The 15867-nt window shown below is 66.2% G+C and carries 11 protein-coding genes; 4 read left to right on the forward strand and 7 right to left on the reverse strand.

Annotated elements, in window-relative coordinates; translation table 11 throughout:
- Positions 1-866 precede the first annotated feature (866 nt).
- Entirely contained in the window at positions 867-1805 is a 939-nt protein-coding gene (locus tag I55_RS11455; protein WP_083901025.1) for a diguanylate cyclase domain-containing protein, read from the reverse strand.
- 3 nt (positions 1806-1808) lie between these two features.
- On the reverse strand, positions 1809-6644 hold the full coding sequence (locus I55_RS11460) for a PAS domain S-box protein (RefSeq protein ID WP_085939991.1): 4836 nt from the start codon (positions 6642-6644) through the stop codon (positions 1809-1811).
- Between the two features lie 391 nt (positions 6645-7035).
- On the opposite strand from I55_RS11460, the gene I55_RS11465 reads away from it, so the two are divergent.
- Positions 7036-9486 carry an EAL domain-containing protein gene (locus I55_RS11465; RefSeq protein ID WP_199902560.1) on the forward strand — a complete coding sequence of 817 codons (2451 nt, stop codon included), beginning with the start codon at positions 7036-7038 and terminating at the stop codon, positions 9484-9486.
- 107 nt (positions 9487-9593) lie between these two features.
- Here the strand turns inward: I55_RS11465 and I55_RS11470 are convergent, their stop codons facing one another.
- Both I55_RS11470 and I55_RS11475 read right to left on the reverse strand, forming a co-directional pair.
- Positions 9594-10364, reverse strand: coding sequence for an enoyl-CoA hydratase/isomerase family protein (locus tag I55_RS11470; protein ID WP_044560689.1), 771 nt, complete (start codon positions 10362-10364; stop codon positions 9594-9596).
- A 99-nt stretch (positions 10365-10463) separates the two neighbouring features.
- Entirely contained in the window at positions 10464-11360 is an 897-nt protein-coding gene (locus I55_RS11475) for a LysR family transcriptional regulator (RefSeq protein ID WP_044560690.1), read from the reverse strand.
- A gap of 16 nt (positions 11361-11376) precedes the next feature.
- On the opposite strand from I55_RS11475, the gene I55_RS11480 reads away from it, so the two are divergent.
- Genes I55_RS11480 through I55_RS11490 form a run of 3 tightly spaced genes read left to right on the forward strand, consistent with a single transcriptional unit; the run spans position 11377 to position 12962 of the window.
- Positions 11377-11631, forward strand: coding sequence for a hypothetical protein (locus I55_RS11480; protein WP_159107166.1), 255 nt, complete (start codon positions 11377-11379; stop codon positions 11629-11631).
- Positions 11624-12244 carry a glutathione S-transferase family protein gene (locus I55_RS11485; RefSeq protein ID WP_044560692.1) on the forward strand — a complete coding sequence of 207 codons (621 nt, stop codon included), beginning with the start codon at positions 11624-11626 and terminating at the stop codon, positions 12242-12244. The genes I55_RS11480 and I55_RS11485 overlap by 8 nt, the downstream gene beginning before the upstream one ends.
- Before the next feature lie 55 nt (positions 12245-12299).
- Positions 12300-12962 carry a peroxiredoxin-like family protein gene (locus I55_RS11490; protein ID WP_044560693.1) on the forward strand — a complete coding sequence of 221 codons (663 nt, stop codon included), beginning with the start codon at positions 12300-12302 and terminating at the stop codon, positions 12960-12962.
- A gap of 40 nt (positions 12963-13002) precedes the next feature.
- On the opposite strand, the gene kynB is transcribed toward I55_RS11490, so the two are convergent.
- Genes kynB through kynU form a run of 3 tightly spaced genes read right to left on the reverse strand, consistent with a single transcriptional unit; the run spans position 13003 to position 15792 of the window.
- Entirely contained in the window at positions 13003-13641 is a 639-nt protein-coding gene (kynB, locus tag I55_RS11495; protein ID WP_044560694.1) for an arylformamidase, read from the reverse strand.
- A 13-nt stretch (positions 13642-13654) separates the two neighbouring features.
- On the reverse strand, positions 13655-14512 hold the full coding sequence (kynA, locus tag I55_RS11500) for a tryptophan 2,3-dioxygenase (protein WP_044560695.1): 858 nt from the start codon (positions 14510-14512) through the stop codon (positions 13655-13657).
- Entirely contained in the window at positions 14509-15792 is a 1284-nt protein-coding gene (gene kynU / locus I55_RS11505) for a kynureninase (protein ID WP_252181115.1), read from the reverse strand. The genes kynA and kynU overlap by 4 nt, the downstream gene beginning before the upstream one ends.
- Positions 15793-15867: the final 75 nt, after the last annotated feature.

The raw sequence follows: 15867 nt of genomic DNA on the forward strand, positions 1-15867 counted from the left end.
CAACCCATGGTTTAGGGTGCGCGCCAGGGAACGGCACAGCGTTGCTGTCCGGTCGCGACGGATCTACCTGATGCTGGAAGACGGGGCGTGCCGGTCTGACAGCCGGCTATGCCCGCCCCTTCCCGTTACCGGGAAAAATCAACCAACTCTAACTGTAACGAGTATGTCCATGACAGGATCGGCATAGTGCTTGCGCGCTCATGTCTCTATCCTCCCGAAGCTATATTTGTTCTTACTTGGCGCATTGGTCTGAAGGCCATGCATGATGACGCATGGGACTTGGTGAACTTTACCGATCGTTGCCCGTCTTAGACCGCAGGCAACGCCCCGGCGTCACCGCCCGTGCATCAGCAGCGTTATTAGCAGTTGTGTTGACAGCGTTGTCAAACGATTTCTACTTTTTGGTTTTTTTATCGGTTGTGTCCCCCAACACATAAAGTGGCCATCCAACGCACCAAATGGCCAAACTTCCATCACATAAAGTGGCCAACCGTTGAAATCGTTGAGGAATTTCCGGGTGCGCCGGGAGGGTGCGGGGATAATTTATGCGCGGCCCTCGGCGTGTCAGGGCGACTGGGGCGTCTGCCGGTGCCGCCATCTTCCAACTGCTGGCTGTGACATAGGGCCGAGTGTTAGCGGGATGCGATCACGCGTGATCGCATCCCGCTCGTAACCTGTTCATGATTGAGCGGAACGCGGCTTGGGCACCGATCGGCACGGTATCCATTTGATTTCATTTAAATCGGTGGCGATCATTTGATCGCGCCGATTTACACCGCTGCGTGTCGCCCGATGGTCAGGTCCGTTCCTTTATCTCGGTACCGGCAGACGAGAGGCGCCGCTTGGGGTGAGACGTCGCTCCCGCGTCAAGCGGGGGCGGCCGCCACCCGGTTGCGACCATCGGCCTTCGCACGATACAACTGCTGATCCGCCGCCTTGACCAATGCCTCGTAATCCTGGTCGACGGCGCCGCGCTGGGTGGCGATCCCGGCGCTGACGCTCACCAGCCGATCGGCGCCCAGCGTCTCATGCAGGATGGCGCACTGGGCGACGTTCGCCAGGATGAGGGCGGCGATATGAAGCGCGCCGGCCGTGTCGGTGTCGGGCAGGACGCAGGCGAATTCCTCCCCGCCATAACGGGCAATCAGGTCGAAGGGGCGCCGCATGGCCTTGGCCGCCGCCCCCGCCACCCGCACCAGGCAGTCATCGCCCGCGCGATGGCCATAGTGATCGTTATATTTCTTGAAATGGTCGACATCGAACAGGATGAGCGACAGCGGCGCCCCAGTACGGGCGGACTGCAGCCAGTGCAACCCCAGGATTTCTTCGAAACGCCGCCGGTTGGCCACACCCGTCAGGCCGTCCACCGATGCCATGGTGCGCAGAATGTCGCCCTGCCGTTTCAGGGTGACGTGGGTACGTAGGCGCGCCTGCAGGATCACGGCGTTGATGGGCTTGCGGATGAAGTCGACCGCGCCCAGCTCCAGCCCGCGGACCTCCTCGGCCTCGTTGTTCTGGGCGGTGATGAAAATGACCGGGATTTCCATGGTGACAGGGTTGGCTTTCAGCCGGCGGCAGATTTCATGGCCATCCATGCCCGGCATGATCACGTCCAGCAGAATCACGTCGGGCTTAATCTCGACGCTCAGCGCCAGCGCCTGCTCGCCCGAGGTCGCCATATAGACGTCATGCTGCTGCCCCAGCACCAAGTGTAACAGGCGGATGTTGAGCGGGTCGTCATCCACCACCAGGATTTTGGGGCGGGTCGTGTCCGTGTCGGCCATCGCTTGAGCCGTAAGCGCCATGGATCAGGCCCTCTCCATCATCTCGCGCAGTCCCGCCGCGGCCGCCATGAAGTCGAAGGCCTGGATTTGCGCCGCCACGGTGACGAACCGCTCCTTGCGATCAGGGGGAAGGGCGGCCTGCACCACGGCCATTTCCTCCAGCGCCCGCAGGTTCCTGGCGTCGAGCAGGGATAGTAGCGAAGATAGCGCCGTCCGCCAGTCCTGACTCTGGGCGGGCCCGGCCTCGGCCGTGTCGGCCCGCTGGGCCGGCACGTGATCTGACAGGCGCCGCACCGACCGGACCAGCAGGTCGCGCAGTTCCGGCACAAGCTCATCGTCCCGCCGCAGCCGCGCCAACGCGTCGGCGCCATAGCCGTTCAGGCGGTCTTCCCACGCCGCCGCCTCCGCAGCCAGGCGCCGCGCGCCCATGGAACCGGCGCTGCCCTTGATGGTGTGGAACAGGGCAGCCAGTTGGGCAATGTCCTGGCGGGCGATCCCCTGCTCAATCTCCGTCAGCAATTCCCCGGTGCGGGTCTCGAAGTCCGGCAGCAGGCTGGCGAGAACGTCCAGCCGGCCGGCCATCCGTCGCGTCAGGCTGTCGATCGCTTCCGTCAGGTCGTCGGTATCCCCCCGGGGTGCCGGTTCGATGGACATGGCCGGGCGCGGCATGGTGCCGGCGTCCAGCGCCACCCAGTTGGACAGCACCGCAAGCATGGCGTCGAGGTCGATGGGCTTGGTCACATGGTCGTTCATGCCAGCCGCCAGGCAGGCCTCCCGGTCGGACTGGGAGGCGTGGGCCGTCATGGCGATGATGGGCAGGGTCCGGAACCGGCCGTCCGCCCGGATGCGGCCCGTGGCCTCATACCCGTCGATGTCGGGCATCTGGATATCCATCAGCACCGCGTCATAGGGGGGGGAGGAGGTCAAAACCTTTTCAACACCGATCAAACCGCCGCCAGCCAGGTCGACCGAAGCGCCCAGCCCGGACAGGAGTTCGAACGCGACCTGCTGGTTGATGGGATTGTCCTCCACCAGCAGCAGTCGGCATCCGGCCAATGGCGTGGTCGCCGGGATCGCGGTGGCGGACGGGGAATGGTCCAGCGTGCCGTTCAGGGCGGCGTTCAACTGGCCGGGTGTCAGGGGCTTGGTCAACATCGCGTCAAAGGGCGACAGCGGGTCCTGCGCGGCGTCCGCCAGCACCTCCCGCCCGTGTGCCGTCACCATGATGATGGAGGGACATTTGCCGTCCAGGGCGCGGATGCGCTTGGCGGTGGCCAGGCCGTCCATGCCCGCCATCCGCCAATCCAAAAGCACGACGTCGTAGGGGGATGGGCCGCCCGCCGCGTCCGCCACACGCCGCAGCGCCTCCGCTCCGCTGGCCGTCAACGTGGCCCGGTGCCCCAGGCTGGTCAGCAGGTTGACGAGGATGGCGCCGGCCACCGGATTGTCTTCCGCCACCAGAACCGCGAGCCCCACCTTCCCGGCCGCCACCAGGGGGGGCGGGACATCCACCGGCAGCCGGATGTCGAACCAGAACCGGCTGCCCTGTCCCAGCGTGCTTTCGACCCGCAAGTCCCCGCCCATCATCTCCACCAGGCGCCGCGTGATGGCCAGGCCCAGTCCCGTTCCGCCGAAGCGGCGCGTCGTCGATCCCTCCGCCTGCTGAAAGGCGCCGAAGATGTGTTGCAGCTTGTCCGGCGCGATGCCGATGCCGGTATCGCTGACGGCCAGGCGCAACGTCACGCCCACCCCCTCGGCGGCGACCAGGCCGGCGCTGACGATCACCTGTCCATGCTCCGTGAACTTCAGGGCGTTCCCCGCAAGGTTCAACAGCACCTGGCGCAGGCGCAGGCTGTCGCCGACATAAGCCCGGGGCAGGTCGATCGGGATGTCGAAAAGGACCTCGACATCCTTGTTTTCGCTGTTGCCGGCCAACACGACGGCCAGGTCGCGCAGCAATCCCTCCAGTTCAAAGGGATGGGCGTCCAGTTCCAGCTTGCCGGCCTCGATCTTGGACAGATCCAGGATGTCGTTCAGAAGCCCCAGCAGCGAATTGGCGGCGGTGTGCGCCTTGGTCACATAGTCCTGCTGCCGGCTGTCCAGGGCCGTGCGCTGAACCAGGGTAAGCATGCCCAGGACAGCGTTCATGGGCGTGCGGATCTCATGGCTCATATTGGCCAGGAATTGCCCTTTGGCGACACTGGCCGCCTCCGCCGCCTGCTTGGCCAGCAGCAACTGCCGTTCCGCTTCCATGCGCTGGGTGACGTCCTGGGCGACGCCCAGATAACCCGCGATGCCGCCATCTTCGGTCCGGATGGCGGTGACGACCAGCACCACCTCCAGGCGGGTTCCATCCCGGCGCGCATAGGTCCATTCGCGCGCCTCCGCCCCGTCGATCTCCGGCTTGTGGACGAAGACGCGGAAACCTTCGATGGGCGTGTCGAATTCCGCGCTCAGTTCCCGGCCCCGCTGCTCGATCTCTTCCGCCACATGGATGATGGCCGGGGTCTGTTTCCCCACCATTTCTTCAGCGGCGTATCCCAGCATGCGCTCCGCACCGCTGTTGAAGATGGTGATGATGCCGGTGGGGTCGGTCGCGATGATGGAGAATTCCGTGGCGGAGGCCAGGACGCTGCTGAGCAGGGAGGTGATGCGGTTGCGCTCGGCCTCCGCCTGTTTACGGTCATTGATGTCGATGCGCAGGGCCAGATATCGCTCGATGGTTCCGTCGTTGCCGAAGAAGGGCGTGATCAGGCTATCCATCCAGTGCAGGCTTCCATCCTTGGCACGGTTGCAGACCTCTCCCCGCCAGGTCTTCCCGGCGGAGATGGTTGACCACATGTGCTCCCAGAACGCCTTGTCGTGCATGCCCGAACTGATGATCCGGTGGCTCTTGCCGATCAATTCCTCGCGCGTGTGCCCGATCGTCCGGCAGAAATTGTCATTGATGGTCAGGATGCGGCCGGCGGCGTCCGTGCTTGAACAAAGCAACTGTTCGTCTATGGTCTGCAGCAGCGACTGATTTTCCCGCAGGGCGGCGGTCAGCTTTCGGCGGCCCTCCGCCAGTTCGGTGATGTCATGGGCCACGACATAGAAGCCCAGGATCCTGTCGTCGAGCGCGTCGGGAATGTAGTTGATCCAGAAGTGTCTGGTACCTTGGCCATTCTGTTCGCGAACGGCGCGTTCAAAGGCTTGGGGCTCGCCCCTAAGCGCCGCCTCCATGAAGGCCCGGTATTGCGCGAAACTCTCCTCGCCCAGCGTCGCCTGCATGGCTTGCCCAATCAGGCTGGCGGGCGGGACGCCCAGCCAGGATGACAAGGCCCGGTTGGCCATGCGGCAACGCAGATCCCGGTCCCAGTAGCCGATCATGGAGGGAACAGAGTCCAACACGGTCTGCAAGGTACGGCGCGCGGTGCCCAGCTCGCTCGTCCGCGCCTTCACGTCCTGTTCCAACTGTGTGTGCATGTCCAGCAACTGCCGCTCCGCCGCTACCCGCTCGCTGACGTCCTGCATCAGCTTGGCCACCCCGACCAGCGTGCCCCTGTCGTCGTGGATGGGGCAGACGGTCAGGGATACGTCCACGGCGGTGCCATCCGCCCGCAGGCGGCGGGTGTCGAAGGCGGGGATGGCTTCGCCGGCTGTGGCCCGGGCGAGGATGGTGCCGTCCTCCTCGCGGCGGTCGTGTGGCAACACCAGGGCGGCCAGGGAGCGGCCAATCACATCCGCCGCCCTATGGCCGAACAGGGCCTCGGCACCTTGGTTCCAGCTGGTGATGATGCCGTCCAAGGTCTCGGTGACCACGGCGTCGGCGGTGTTGGCGATGATGGTCGCCAGGCTGACCTGCATCCGCAACGCCTGACGCCGCCGGGCCCGACTTTGCGCCACCACGGCGGCGAAGAGGGCCGCCAAGGCCGACAGCCCCACCCCCAGCACCGTGACCGCTGTCGGGTTGGTCAGATTCATCGCCTTGACGTACGCCGGCGTGGCGCCTATCCGGATACGCCAGGTACGCCCATGAACCGACTGTTCCATCGTGCGTGTGACGCGATCGCCCGGCTGCGGGCTCACGGTGTGAAAAAACGGGTCATCGGGGGCCTTGGTGTCACGCAGATCCAATTCCAGCCGCCGGGGATCCGGCGCGACCCCCGCCAGCACTTCCTTCATGTTCAGCGGCGTGTAGGCCCAGCCGAAGGCTGCCTGCCGTCGCGCTTCCACGGATTCCGGTGTGGCGTACCCGTGATAGATGGGCAGAAGCAGAAGGAAGGATTGCAGCCTGTCACCGCTGGCCTGGACCAGGGTGATGGGCGCGGTCAGGCGGGCTTCGCCACTGTCCATCGCGGCTTGGGCGGCCTCCCGCCGGTTGGTTTCCGAGGCGATGTCGAGCCCAACCGCGGCGGTGTTGGGGCCTTCGGGTTCGATGAACTGGATGACGTCGCGCTCACCGTCGTGGGGGCTCAACTGGCGTATGGCGAAATCCGGGCGCCCATCCGCCCGCGCCATTTCCAGGAAACGCGCCTCATCGGCCGGCGCCACCCGGCGGATGAATCCGAAACCACGGGCCCCGGGGAATTCACCGGTCAGGTCGCGGGTCTGGCTGTAGTGACGGACCACGGCGGTCGTGATTCCGTTTTCCCCAGCGGTCAGGATGGCGCCCCGCATGCCGCGCAGGCCGTAGCGGTACAGGGTCACACGGTCGTGGATGATGTCCGCCACCTGTTCCAGGTCACGTCGCACCGCCTCTTCTATTTTCGCGCTATTGTGGGACATCGTCCATACGACCGCCCCGCCGGTCAGGGCCAAGCCCGCCAGCAGCACCACCATCGCCCATCGACCCATCAAGCGTGCACTGGAAGCCGTCATGTCAGACCACGATCCATTGGAAGGAAGAGAACCACCTGGATATCGCGATCATACTAGCGGAACCAGGTTTCGGGCCTAGATGACCAAAGGCAGGAGGGGCGCCGTATATTCCCCGATAGGGAATGATGATTGATAATCACTTGCAAAGACCTAATGAAATCCTACATTGACCGCATCTGATTGCGGCCTGCTGGCCTTTGACAATTTGGGATCGGCTGGCGCCGTTCCGCACTATCCTTTCGAGATCCTATACGTTAGCGCATTTTAAGATTGCTTTAATGTTGGCATCCTATACAGCTGCTGAGGCAGGTATTCCGCCCATCCGTTTACAGTATGAATGGATTTTTCCATGCTTGATGAGGATGGTGGGCCCAATCCCAGAATCCTTCTGGTGGATGATGATCCAGCCAACATCCGCATGTTGCACCATGCCCTGACGGGGCTGGGCGACCTTTTCCTGGCCACCAATGGGCGCGAGGCGCTGGCCGTCGCCGATCATTGCAGGCCCGATGTCATCCTGCTGGACATAGAGATGCCCGACATTGATGGCTATGAGGTGTGCCGGATCCTGAAGACCGAGGCCGGGCAGTTGGATACTCCCGTCATCTTCGTCACCTCCCACCACCAACCCAGCCACGAGATACGCGCCCTGCAAAGCGGCGGTGTCGACTTCCTGCGCAAGCCGTTGGACATACCTGTCGTCCAGGCGCGGGTGAGTACCCACCTGGCGCTGCGCAACCGCACGCGCCAACTGGCGCAGGCCCGGCGCGACCTGACGGATCTGGTCGACCGGTTGCCCGCGTTCATCGCGGTGTGGGACGATCAATTGCGGAACCTGTTCTGCAACGACATCAGGGGCCAGTGGTTCGGACGGGAAGCGGCGGCGATGCGGGGGCGCCACCTTGGCGACGTGCTGGGCGGCGCCAATGTGGCGGTGTTGGCTGACGATGTGGGGCAGGTCCTGGCGGGCCAATCACGCTCCGCCGAGCTCCGGCTGTCGCGACCGGACGGCACGCCGTTGTTCGGCCAGGTATCCCTGGTGCATCGGCCGGCCGAAGGCGGGGCCACCACTTTCCTGATGCTGATCACCGACGTTTCCGATCGCAAACAGGCGGAACTCGCCCTGTTTGATGAGAAGGAGCGGCTGCGGATCACGCTGAACTCCATCGGGGACGGGGTCATCGCCACCGACACGGCGGGCATCGTCACCTTCCTCAACCCCATTGCGGAGCAACTGACCGGTTGGCGCGGGGTTGACGCGGTGGGACACGCCATCGAAACGATCCTGCCCTTGCAGGATGGCAGCGACCAACGCCCCCTGCAAAACCCCATCCGCTGGGCGTTGAAGGAACGGCGCATCGTGGGCATGGCCCTTAATTGCGTCATGCAGCGCCGGGATGGCGAACTCTTCCACGTCGAGGATTCGGCCGCCCCCATCATCGATCATGATGGTCAGGTGACGGGGGCCATCATCGTCTTCCATGACGTCAGCGCGACCCAGGCCATGGCGCTGAAGATGACCCACCTGGCCAACCATGATCCGTTGACCAATTTGCCCAGCCGCTTGCTGCTGCGGGACCGGGGAGACCAGGCCCTGCGCCAAGCCCAGCGGAACGGCAGTCGCGCTGCGCTGTTCCTCTTGGACATCGACACCTTCAAGGTCGTTAACAATACGGCGGGGTACGCGGCCGGTGACGCCCTGTTGCAGGATCTCGCGCGGCGTCTGGCCGGCGTTCTGCCGGCCGATACGACCATCAGCCGCCACGGGGCCGATGAATTCGCCATATTGGTGCCCGACGCCGGTGACACGGAGCGGGTGGAACACCGGGCGCGAACCATCCTGGGGACCTTCGGAACGCCGTTCGATGTCGGGGGGCATCGCTTCTCACTGACGGCCAGCGTCGGCATCGGGCTCTATCCCGATGACAGTGAGGACATGGACGCGCTGTACCGCCATGCCGACGTGGCCATCTATCGCGCGAAGCAGCGCGGCGGGAACCGGCATTGTTTTTTTTCCAAGGATATCGAGCAGGCGTTGCAGAAGCGCCAGGTCCTGGAAATGCGGCTGCGCGAGGCGGTCGCCGCGGAGGAGGCGTTCGAGGTTCATTTCCAGCCCAAGGTGGACATCACGGCGGGCCGCATCGTGGGGGCGGAGGCGTTGGCCCGGTGGCGGGACAGCGCCGGGGCCCTGGTTTCACCGGCGGATTTCATCCCGCTGGCTGATGAGACACGGCTGATCGTGCCCTTGGGTCGCCAGATTTTCAGACAGGCCTGCCGGCAGGCCCAGCTGTGGCACGAGGAAGGCTTTCCCTTGCATCTGGCGGTCAACGTGTCACCCGTGCAGTTCGCGGAGGACGACCTTGCCGGGATGATCAGGGAGGTGGCGCAGGATACGGGCTTCCCTCTGGAAAAGCTGGAGCTGGAAATCACTGAAGGCGCCCTGATCCGGGATATCGAGCATACGCGGCGGGCGATCAACGATCTGAAGCAACTGGGCCTGACCATCGCCATCGACGATTTTGGAACCGGCCATTCCAGCCTGGCCTATCTGAAGCGCTTCGATATCGACGTGTTGAAGATCGATCAGACCTTCGTGCGCGACATGCTGGACGACCCCAGCGACGCCGCCATCGTGGCGGCGATCATCAACATGGCATCGGCCCTGAAACTCCGGCTTGTCGCCGAGGGCGTGGAGCGCCCGGAGCAAGCCAGCGCCCTCCTGTACCATGGCTGCCAGGTCATGCAGGGCTACCTGTACAGCCGGCCGTTGCCAGCATCGCAGATGGGGGATCTGCTGCGCCAGGATCACCAAGGCCTCGTCAGCTGGCGGGCGGCCAACTGACGGCGTGGTTTTCGCCCGAGTGAGGGAGCCATCCGTGAAAGCGGCGGTTATGCCGGCGTCCCCGTTGAGGCCCGCCGCCCAGCGTTGGCCGGGCGGCGGTCGTGGTCTCAGCCCTGGGCGGCCATGCGGCGGGCCACGTCGGCGGCGCTGATGCCCTCCAGGGCCAGGCCGTAGGCGGTGCCCTCATCGATCAGGCGGCGGAGCTGCTGGGTCAGCGCGATACGGGTGTAGCGGCCGGTCAGCGGCGGCAGGGCGGCGATGCCGTCGGCGATCTCATGGGCGCGGGCAAGCAGGCGGTCGGCCGGCACGATCTCGTTGACGACGCCCCAGTCCTTCGCCGTCTGGGCATTCAGCACCTGGCGGGTGAGCAGGAAGTAGCGCCCGCGGACCGAGCCGATCACATGCGGCCACAGCAGGTGCATGCCATCGCCGGGCACGATGCCGAACTCGAAGTGCGGCTTGTCCTGGAACACGGTGTCCGGCGTCGCCAGGATGATGTCGGTCAGCAGCGCGTATTCACTGTGCAGCAGGACCGGACCGTTCAGCGCCGTGATCATGGGCACCTCGATGTCCAGGATGTTGGACAGCACCTTGCGGCCCTCGCGCAGGATCTTGTCGTAGCCCTGGGGGGTGAAGAAGTCGAAGCCCTCCGGGTTGATCATGTCCATGAAGGCGTCGCCCGTGCCAGTCAGGATCACCGCGCGGTTGTCCCGGTCCTCGCCGATCTGGTGGAACAGCTCCACGAACTGCTCATGCGTATGCCCGTTGAAGACGAGCTTGCCGCCATCGGTATGCAGGGCGACCTCCAGCACGCCATTGTCCTTGCGGGCCAGGCGGGCGTTGGGGAAAGCGTCGCGATAGGTCTCGAACTTGGCCATGATGCTGATCCTTTGTCTCCAGCCGTCCGGAAGGGGCGGCTTGGCGGACTAGCTAGGCCATCCGATGGCGGGACGGACGATGGCGCGGAGCGATATGGCTTATTCCATCCCGGAATAGGATGGGACCATCGCCGCTTCCACGAAGCGGGCGAATTCACGCGCCTTGGCACTGGCCATGCGCCCCCCGGGGAACACCGCCCACAGGTCCAGGGCAGGCAGGGCCCAGTCCCGCAGCACCCGGCGCACCGCGCCGCTGGCGAGTTCGGGGGCGAACATCCAGTCCGAGGCGATTGTCAGCCCCATGTCGGCGAGCACCGCCGCCCGCTGCCCCTCGGCCGCGCTCACCTTGACGCGCCCGCGCATGGAAACCGAGGCTTCGGTGCCATCGCGGGTGAAGCACCACACGCTGGGCAACTGGCTGTGGATCACGGCCTCGTGCCCGGCCAAGTCGGCGGGGCTGTGTGGTTCCCCCCGGCGCGCCAGATAGGCGGGCGTCGCCAACACGGAGCGTGCCCCCGTCGCCAGCCTGCGCGCGACCGCGGATGAGTCGGGCAGCGCGCCCATGCGCAGCGACACGTCGACACCCTCGGCCACCAGGTCGATGAAGCGGTCGTCGAGGATCACGTCGATCTCAAGCTCCGGGTGCTGTTCGAGGAAGCGCGGCAGCAGCGGCACGATATGCAGGCGGGCGAAGGTGGTGGCGGCCGAAACGCGCAGGACGCCGGACAGCCCCGCCCCGGCGCCGCGCGCGGCCAGGTCGGCCTCATCGGCTTCCCGGATGGCGGCCTTGGCCCGCTCATAGAAACGGTGGCCCGCCTCGGTCGGGCTCAAGCCATGGGTCGAGCGGATCAGCAGGTTGACCTGAAGCCGGTCCTCCAACTGGGCGATGGTCTTCGACACGGCGGGCTGGCCGACATTCAGTTGCCGCGCGGCGGCCGAGAAGGAGCCGGTCTCCACCACGCGCACGAAGGCCGCCATTGCTTGATATCGGTCCATGCCATTCCTCCTTGGAATGAGCATTATCACCCCAAGCCCGCTGCCCCGTCGAGCCTTCCAGAGGCATTTATTGGTCCGCCTTCGGATGGCCGAAGGGAGCGAGGAGATCGGGATCATGGTTTGTTGGCTGATGGGAACCGCCGCCGCGCCGTCCCTCCTTCAGGGGATCCTCGCCTTTCAAATCACCGGCAGCCCCGTTTCGGCACTTCTGGCGCTGGCCGCGCCGATGCTGCGGGCGGGGCTCCGTCACAAGGAAGCGCACCATGCTTAAGGTTTACGCCTACGCCACGCCCAACAGCGTCAAGGTGCCGATCGCGCTGGAGGAGCTGGGGCTCGATTACGAGTTGCACGGCGTCAACGTCCGCAAGGGTGAGCAGAAGGCGCCCGATTTCATGGCACTCAACCCGAACGCCAAGGTGCCGGTGCTGGTCGATGGCGATCTCGTCCTGACCGAATCCGCCGCCATCCTGGTCCACCTCGCCGAAAAGACCGGCCGCCTGCTGCCGTCCTCCGGCGAGGGCCGGGCGCGGGTGTTCGAGCAGCTTTTCTTCCATGCCTCGGGGCTGAGCCCCGCCTTCGGCCAGTCAGGGTTCTTCCAGCGCTTCGCGGCCGAGCCGCAGCCGATCGCGATCGAGCGCTTCCTGGGCGAGGCCAAACGCACCCTGTCGGTGCTGGACGGGGTGCTGTCGCGGCATCGCCACACCGCCGGCGACGCGTTCACCGTCGCCGACATCGCCCATTTCGGCTGGCTGTGGCGGCGCGAGTTCGCCGGCGTCGGGCTGGAGGATACCCCCCATGTCGCGCGCTGGTTTGCCGATGTCGCGGCGCGCCCCGCCGTCCAGCGCGCCCTTTCCCGCGTCAACGCCCTGCTGCCGTCCAACTGACCCGCAATTCCGGCGGGGAATGGGCCGTGCCCCCCCGCTCCACGGAGATAGTCCCATGTCCCTGCAATCCAAGCTCGACGCCTTCAAGGCGGACTTTGAAGCCGGCAAGCCGCCCTACAGCGTGCCGCCGTCGGTGATCCAAACCATGCGCCGCGCGACCGCCGACCTGATCGCCAGTGGGGCCGCCACGCGCGCCCTGAAGGCCGGCGATCAAGCGCCCCGCTTCACGCTGAACGATCCCGACGGCAGGCCCGTCTCATCGGCGGCGCTGCTCGCCAAGGGGCCGCTGGTGGTGAGCTTCTATCGCGGCGTGTGGTGCCCCTACTGCAACATGGAGCTGCAGGCGCTCCAGGCCGCCCTGCCGGACTTCCAGGACCTTGGCGCCAGCCTGGTCGCCATTTCCCCACAGTTACCGGTGAACAGCCGCAAGTCCGTCCGCCAGAACGGCCTTGGTTTCCCCATCCTGTCCGACACCCACAACGACGTGGCCGCCGCCTTCGGCCTGCGCTTCGAACTGCCCGGTTACCTTGTCGATCTCTACAAGGGCCTGAAGAACGACCTGCCGGCCTTCAACGGTGACCAGAGTTGGACGTTGCCGATGCCGGCCCGCTACGTCATCGCGCCGGACGGGACGATCCTCTACGCCGAGGTGAATCCGGATTACACCCGCCGGCCCGAGCCTGAGGACATGCTGCCGGCGTTGCGCCGCGCCTCCTAAGGGCACCCGGCCCGGGAAGTCGGAGGGCGTTCTTGGGGTGCTAAGCCGTTGGCGCCAGGGCGCGCAGGATGGCGCGCACCGGTGCCGCGTCCGCCTGGGTCAGCTTCAGGGGCAGGGCGATCAGCTCATACTCCCCCTCCGGGACGCCGTCGAGCACCAGCCCCTCCAGGATGGCCATGGCGTGGCGCCGCACGGCATGGTGCGCGTGCAGGTCCTTGGACTCTTCCGGATCCAGGGAGGGGGCGTCCACACCGACAAGGCGGACGCCGGCGGCGGCCAAGGCTTCGATCGTTTCCGGAGCCGGCACGCGGAAGTTGCTGACCCAGCCGTCATGGGGGAAGCGGCGATAGGTGCGCAGCAGGACGCGCGGCGGTGTTCCGGCCAGGCGGCCCGCCAGTTCCGCCGGGGTCACCGCACCCGCTCCATCCGCCACGTCGATCAGGCGGCAGGGTCCCAGATAGGGGGTGAGGTCGACGGCGCCGATGGGCTGGCCCGACGCGTCATAGTGCAGGGGCGCGTCGGCATGGGTGCCGGTGTGGGTGGAGAGGGTCAGCCGGCTGACGTTGACGGGGCAACCGGGGCCCAGGGCCCAGACCCGCTCCTCCTGATAGGCGGTGTCGCCAGGCCACACCGGAATGCCGGGACGCAGGGGCTGGGTGATGTCCCAGATGCGGCTCATGGCGGGGGTCTCCTCACAGCGCGGTTCGCAGCGACAGCAGTTCGGGGAAGAAGCTGAGGTTCAGCGCCTTGACCAGATAGCTGACGCCGCCGGTGCCGCCGGTGCCGGGCTTGAAGCCGATGATGCGTTCCACCGTTTTCATGTGGCTGAAGCGCCATTGCTGGAAACGATATTCCACATCCACCAGCTTCTCCGCCAGGTCGTAGAGGTCCCAGTGCTTGTGCGGGTCCTGGTAGACCGCCAGCCAGGCGGCCTGCACGCTGGCATCGGGCTCATAGGGCTGGGCGAAATCCCGGTCCAGCTTCCCGGCCGGGATGTCGAAGCCACGGCGGGCCAGCAGCCGCAGGCTCTCATCATACAGGCTGGGGGCGTTCAGGGCCGCTTCCAGCGTGGCGTGAAGGGCGGGTTCCGGTTTGTGGACGGCCATCATGCCGGCGTTCTTGTTGCCCAGCAGGAACTCCAGCTGCCGGTACTGGTAGGACTGGAAGCCGCTGCTCTGGCCCAGGTGTGGGCGGATGCGGCTGTAATCCGCCGGCGTCATGGTGGACAGCACCTCCCATGACTGGATCAGCTGTGCCTGGATGCGGCTGACGCGGGCGATCATCTTCAGGGCCGGGCCCAGGTCGTCCGCCTGGATCTGGCGCAGCGCCGCGCGCAGCTCGTGCAGGCTCAGTTTCATCCACAGCTCGGACGCCTGGTGGATGATGATGAACAGCAGCTCGTCATGCTCGTCGGAACGCGGGTGCTGGGCCGCCAGCAACTGGTCCAGGCCCAGATAGGCGCCATAGCTCATGGGGGGCGTCTGGTGCAGCGCCTCCTCCGACAGGTCGACCGCCAGGGTGTGGGGACGGGGGGGATGGGTCGCGGTCACGTGACGGCTCCACGGGTCTGATAGGCGGCACCGCGCCAGGCGCCGCTGTCCATGATGTCCTTGAGGGTCGCCACGGCGTCAAAGACGTCGACATGGCGGACATACAGGGGGGCGAAGCCGAAGCGCATCACGTCGGGCGCCCGGAAGTCGCCGATGACGCCCCGGTCGATCAGCGCCTGCATGATGGCGTAGCCGTCGGCGTGGCCGAAGCTGACCTGGCTGCCCCGTTCCCGGGCGTCGCGGGGGGACCGCAGGATGAACTGCCCCGGGCATTCCTGTTCCACCAGCCGGATGAATAGGTCGCCCAGGGCCATGGACTTGGCGCGCACCGCGCGGCGGTCGGCCCGCGCCATGATGTCCACGCCCATCTCCAGCGCCGATAGGCCCAGGATGGAGGGCGTGCCGCACAGCATGCGGTCGATGCCGGGGGCCGGGGCGTACGCGTCGCTGAACTCGAACGGGGCGGCATGGCCCATCCAGCCGGAGAGGGGGGAGCGCAAGAGCGCCTGGTGGCGCCTGGCCACGAACAGGAAGGCCGGGGCGCCGGGGCCGCCGTTGAGGTATTTGTAGCCGCAGCCCACCGCCAGGTCGGCGTTCGCCCCATTGAGGTCGACGTCGATGGCGCCGGCGCTGTGCGACAGGTCCCATAGGGTGAGCGCGCCGGCCGCCTGGGCCGTGGCCGTCAACCGGCCCATGTCGTGGATCCGGCCGGTCTTGTAATGCACCTGGGTCAGCAGCAGCAGGGCGGTGTCGCCGTCGATGGCGTCCTCCAGCCCTCCGGGCTCCATCACCCGCAGCTCGGCCCGGTCCCCCAGCAGGTCGCGGACACCCTGCAGGATGTAGAGGTCGGTGGGGAAATTGCCCGGCTCGGTCACGATCACCCGGCGGCCGGGACGCGCCGCCAGCGCCGCCGTGACCAGCTTGAACAGGTTGACGGAGGTGGAATCGGCGGCGATCACCTCATCCGCTCCGGCGCCGATGATGGATGCGATGCGGGCGCCCACGCGCTGGGGCAGGGTGATCCACCCGGCGGTGTTCCAACTGCGGATCAGATCGGCGCCCCACTCCCGCGCCACCACGTCGCCCAGCCGCGACCGCACCGCCTTGGGCAGGGCGCCCAGCGAGTTGCCGTCCAGGTAGATGACCCCCTCCGGCAGGTCGAATTCCTCACGGAACGCGGCCAGGGGGTCGTCGCGATCCAGCGCGGCGCAGGCCGCTCGATCCAGCGCGGCGCAGGCCGCCCGGTCCACAGCGGCGCAGGCCGCCCGGTCCATGCTCATGTCCATCGATCTCCCACAGGGTGCCCTCTGCGGCCATCATACTGCGGGCCGCCCAGAACATTGTTGCGAACCCGC

It is taken from the genome of Azospirillum sp. B4 (assembly GCF_000333275.1).
Taxonomy (GTDB): Bacteria; Pseudomonadota; Alphaproteobacteria; order Azospirillales; family Azospirillaceae; genus Nitrospirillum.